Source organism: Sandarakinorhabdus sp., from assembly GCF_032115815.1.
Taxonomy (GTDB): domain Bacteria; phylum Pseudomonadota; class Alphaproteobacteria; order Sphingomonadales; family Sphingomonadaceae; genus Sandarakinorhabdus.
The window spans coordinates 1-4624 of record NZ_JAUMBI010000098.1; the positions used below are offsets into that span (position 1 = coordinate 1).

At 65.3% G+C, this 4624-nt stretch carries 6 protein-coding genes; all 6 read right to left on the reverse strand.

The genetic code is table 11. The annotated features are described in order from the left end of the window. Window positions 1-1041: heavy metal translocating P-type ATPase (locus RT662_RS06040; RefSeq protein WP_313669804.1), on the reverse strand; the 1041-nt coding region annotated here is incomplete at its 3' end. After that, window positions 1038-1496 carry a FixH family protein gene (locus RT662_RS06045; RefSeq protein ID WP_313669805.1) on the reverse strand — a complete coding sequence of 153 codons (459 nt, stop codon included), beginning with the start codon at window positions 1494-1496 and terminating at the stop codon, window positions 1038-1040. The genes RT662_RS06040 and RT662_RS06045, both read right to left, overlap by 4 nt. 11 nt (window positions 1497-1507) lie before the next feature. Further along, entirely contained in the window at window positions 1508-2968 is a 1461-nt protein-coding gene (gene ccoG, locus RT662_RS06050) for a cytochrome c oxidase accessory protein CcoG (protein WP_313669806.1), read from the reverse strand. A 1-nt stretch (window position 2969) separates the two neighbouring features. Beyond that, a complete protein-coding gene (ccoP, locus tag RT662_RS06055; RefSeq protein WP_313669807.1) occupies window positions 2970-3872 on the reverse strand; it encodes a cytochrome-c oxidase, cbb3-type subunit III in 903 nt (300 codons plus the stop codon). Next, window positions 3865-4026 carry a cbb3-type cytochrome c oxidase subunit 3 gene (locus RT662_RS06060; RefSeq protein ID WP_313669808.1) on the reverse strand — a complete coding sequence of 54 codons (162 nt, stop codon included), beginning with the start codon at window positions 4024-4026 and terminating at the stop codon, window positions 3865-3867. The genes ccoP and RT662_RS06060 overlap by 8 nt, the downstream gene beginning before the upstream one ends. Continuing rightward, window positions 4023-4624, reverse strand: a 602-nt coding sequence (ccoO, locus tag RT662_RS06065) for a cytochrome-c oxidase, cbb3-type subunit II (RefSeq protein ID WP_313669809.1), incomplete at its 5' end; no start/stop codon positions are given. The genes RT662_RS06060 and ccoO, both read right to left, overlap by 4 nt.

Genomic DNA, 4624 nt, shown 5'->3' on the forward strand with positions numbered 1-4624 from the left:
CGGCGCATAAAGCCGCGCCGCCTTGTCGGCGATGCGGACATAGCGCGAGCGGCCTTGTGCTGCATCCTGCATCAGCCGGGCGATGTCGGCGATGCTTGTATCGGCACCAGCAGCGGTAACGGCGACTTCTACCGCATCACCCGTGTTGAGCGTGCCGGCCAGCACGGTGCCGCCCGGGCCGATGGCGACCGGCATGGCTTCACCGGTGATCAGCGATTGATCGAAATGGCTGCGGCCATTCAGGATCACGCCATCGGCGGCGAGGCGCTCACCACTGGCGACCAGCATCTTCATGGCCGGCCTTATGTCGGCGGCCTTCAGCCATTGGCTCTGGCCATCGTCGCCTACGATCAGCGCGCCGGCGGCCATGTGCTTCAACAGCGCGCTCACGCCGTCGCGGGCGCGATCGCGCATCACGGCATCGAGCCAGCGGCCAGCGAGCAGGAAGAACAGCAGCATCACCGCGCTGTCAAAATAAGCGTGGGCGCCGTGGGTGATGGTTTCAAACAGCGACAGCGCGGTGGCCAGCGTGACGCCAATGGAGATCGGCACATCCATGTTGGTGTGGCGGGCCTTCAGCGCGCTCCAGGCCGAACGGAAGAAGGGCTGGCCGGCATAGGCGACCGTGGGCAGCGCGATGAGGGCAGACAGCCAGTGGAACAGATCGCGCGTCAACCCGCCGGCGCCGGACCAGACCGAGACCGACAACAGCATGATGTTCATGGCGGCAAAGCCGGCGACCGCGAGCGCCTTCACCAACTGCCGGGCTTCGCCATCGGGGCCAGCCAGCGCGTCGCCGAGCGGGCTGGCTTCGAAGCCGAGGCCGGCAAGGGCCTTGAGTAGCCTTGGCGTGTCCAGCGCCGGATCATGGCTGATCTGCACCTGCTTGGCGGTGAAATTCACCCGGGCCGCTGCAATGCCGGGCACGGCGGAAAGCCCGTTTTCCAGCTTGGAAATGCAGCCGGCGCAGCGCATCCCCGGCACCGCAAAACGCGAAACGGCCAATGCTTCGCCACCGTGCAGAGGCGCGGGCTTGTTCATGCCAGCACCTCGAGCAGCCGTTTCACATCACGGCCGCTGCGAACGTCGAGGCGCACTTGCCAGCGTCCGGCCGGCAGCGGAGTGGTCGAAACCAGCCGGCCCTGTGCGTCGGCAGCGAAGGCCAGCGGCACATTGTCGGCGCGGCCCAGCGGGTGATGGGCTGTGCCGGTGGCCGCAAAGGCGGCGCCCGGCACGGTGATCACCACCCGGCGCGCGCCGTCGAGGCTGACCGTGGTGGCCCAGCCCAGTTGATCCTGGGCCCGCGCCTTGGCCAGCCAGCCATTATACTTCTGGCTGGCGACATAACTGTTGTCGACCACGGTGCCGCCGAAGGTGCCGCTGGCCAGCCGCGCCATGGTGATGTTGACCGCCACCACCACGCCGAAGAAGGCGACCATGATGGCCAGAAACATGCGGCCGGTGAAGGCGGGCTTGCTGCGTGCGGTGCCATTCATGAGCCTGATCCCTATTGCCGGATGAACTTGATGTCGCGCGCGGCTTCGCGGCCATCGTTGGTGCCGGGTGTGGCATCCAGCGGGCGGGCAATCAGTGCAAACGGGGTTTCGCCCGCCGGACCGGCCGGTGCCGCCACATAAAGGTGCAGGCGGGTGGTGGCATCGGCGGCCAGATTGAGCCGCACGCTGCGCGCGGCACCTTTGCGGTCCATTGCATCGGTCCACATCCGGCCCTGGGGCAGGCCGGCCATGGTCAGCTCCACTTGGCGCGGGCGGCCTTCCATGTTGCGCATCTTGATCGTCCAGCCGTTGCGCACCTGCCCGTCAGACATGGTGACGACCACCGGGTTGCGATCCTGGGCGCTGTCGATGGTCAGCCGCGCGCGCTCGCCCAGCGTGAACAACATGGCGAGGCCGATGCTGCACCAGATGGCGAAATAGATCAGGGTGCGCGGGCGCAGCAGCGTCTTCAGGATCGGCCGGGCAGCACCGCCAGCGCGCTCGTGCTTTTCATCATCAAGGTTGAGATAGTCGATCAGCCCGCGCGGGCGGTTCAATTTGCCCATCACCTCGTCGCAGGCATCGATGCACAGCGCGCAGTTGATGCAGCCCAGTTGCGGCCCTTGGCGGATGTCCACGCCGGTGGGGCAAACCGAGACGCAGGCGTTGCAATCGATGCAGTCGCCCACCTTCTCGCCCGCGGCGGCGGCCTTCTTCACACCCTGCGTGCGCGGTTCCCCGCGCCAATCGCGATAGGTGACGATCAGCGATTTTTCGTCAAGCATCGCCGTCTGGATGCGCGGCCACGGGCACATGTAGATGCACACCTGTTCACGCATGAAGCCACCAAAGATGAACGTCGTGGCGGTGAGCACGCCGACGGTGGCATAGGCGACGAACGCCGCATCGCCAGCGACGAACTGGCTGGCCAGCGTCGGTGCATCGGCAAAATAGAAGATCCACGCCCCGCCGGTCGCCATGGCGATGACGAGCCAGATGCTCCATTTGGTTAGGCGGCGGCCGAGCTTGGCGGCTGTCCACGGCGCATTGTTCAATTTCAGCTGTGCATTGCGATCGCCATCAATCCAGCGTTCGACATGCTGGAACAGATCGGTCCACACCGTCTGCGGGCAGGCATAACCGCACCAGGCGCGGCCAACGGCAGAGGTAACGAGGAACAGGCCGATGCCGGCCATGATGAGCAGGCCGGCGACATAGTAGAATTCCTGCGGCCAGATCTCGATATCGAACATGAAGAAGCGGCGGTTGGCCAGATCGACCAGCACCGCCTGATCGGGGGCATAGGCGCCGCGATCCCAGCGGATCCATGGCGTGATGTAGTAGACCGCCAGGCAGAAGATCATCACCGCCCATTTCAGCTGGCGGAACCGGCCCTTCACCACACGGGGAAAGACCGGCTCACGCTTGCGATAGAGCCCGCTGGTGGGGTTGATGAGGTCAAACGCCGACATGTTATCCCGTGGGAGCCTCGCCGGTTGTGGCGCTGGCCGTGACCGGGGCCGGATTGGCCTCGCCGCCGCCCAGTGAATGGACATAGGCGGCCAGCATCTTGACGGTGGCATCATCGAGCCGGCCGGCCCAGTGCGGCATCACCCCGTAACGGGCCTTGGCGATGGTCTGGGTCAGGCTGGCGCGATCGCCGCCATAGAGCCAGATCCCATCCGTCAGGTTCGGCGCGCCCTGTTCGCGCATGCCCTTGCCATCCGGTCCGTGGCAGCTGGCACAATTTACGGCGAACAATTGGGCACCGGCGGCGCTGGGCTTGCCCTGGCCGGAAATGGTCCGGACGTGGGAGACAAGCGCGCTGATCTGGCCTTTCGACAAGATGTCGGCAAAGGCCGGCATCTGGCTGAAACGGGAGTCGTCCACGCCGGGGCTACGGATGCCGTGCTGCAGGGTCGTGTAGATCGACGCGATGTCGCCGCCCCACAGCCAGTCATCGTCATTCAGATTGGGATAGCCTTTCGACCCGGCCGCACCCGAACCATGGCACTGCACGCAGTTCACCTTGAAGGCGGCGCGGCCGCCCTCGATGGCGCTGCGCATCAGCCCTGGATTGGCAGTCAGTTGTTCGATTGGGGTGGCGGCGATGGCGGTGACCACCGGCGCGCGGGCCGCGGTCTGGGCCTGCAGCGCTTCGTCCAGCTGGCCGCGGCTGGACCAGCCGGTGCCGCCTGCCACATCGGGGAAGGACGGATAGGCCACCACATAACCGGCGGCAAACACCACGGTGGCGGCAAAGATATAGACCCACCAACGCGGCAGCGGCGTGTCCAGTTCCTCGATGCCATCCCATTCATGGCCAACCAGGTTGGTGCCGGTGGCTTCGTCAACGCGTTTGTTGTGATCAGTCATCACTGTCACTCCGGAAGATCAATTTTGCAGCTTCGTCATGGTGACGGCGGGCGCCGGGCCGGAAGGTCCAGCCGACAAAGCCCAGGAAAAGCAGGCACATGCCCAGTAGTGCCCAGCTGTCCGCGAACTGGCGCAGCAGTTCATAGCGGCTCATTTGGGCTGCTCCTGCGCTTCGCCCGCCTTGAAATCGACCAGCGTGCCCAGCATCTGCAGATAGGCGACCAGCGCATCCATTTCGGTCACCACGGCCGGGTTGCCGTCATAATCGCGGCCCATCGACTTGGGGTAACGCTTCTGCAGATCCTCGATATCGGCATCAGGCGTGGCCTGTGCGGTGAGATCGGCGTTGGCCTGCTCGATGTCCTTGTCGGTATAGGGCACGCCCACCGCGCGAAGGGCGGCCAGATGCTTGCCCATGTCGCCGGCCTTCAGCGGCTTTTCGGCCAGGAAGGCATAGGGCGGCATGATCGATTCCGGCACCGCTTCACGCGGGTTCTTCAGGTGGCCCACATGCCATTCATCGGAATAGCGGCCGCCAACACGCGCCAGATCAGGCCCGGTGCGTTTCGAACCCCACTGGAAGGGGTGATCATACATGCTCTCGGCAGCCAGGCTGTAGTGGCCGTAACGTTCCACCTCATCGCGGAACGGGCGCACCATCTGGCTGTGGCACAGGTAGCAGCCTTCGCGCATGTAGATGTTGCGCCCGGCCAGTTCGAGCGGGGTGTAGGGACGCACGCCCTCCACCTTCT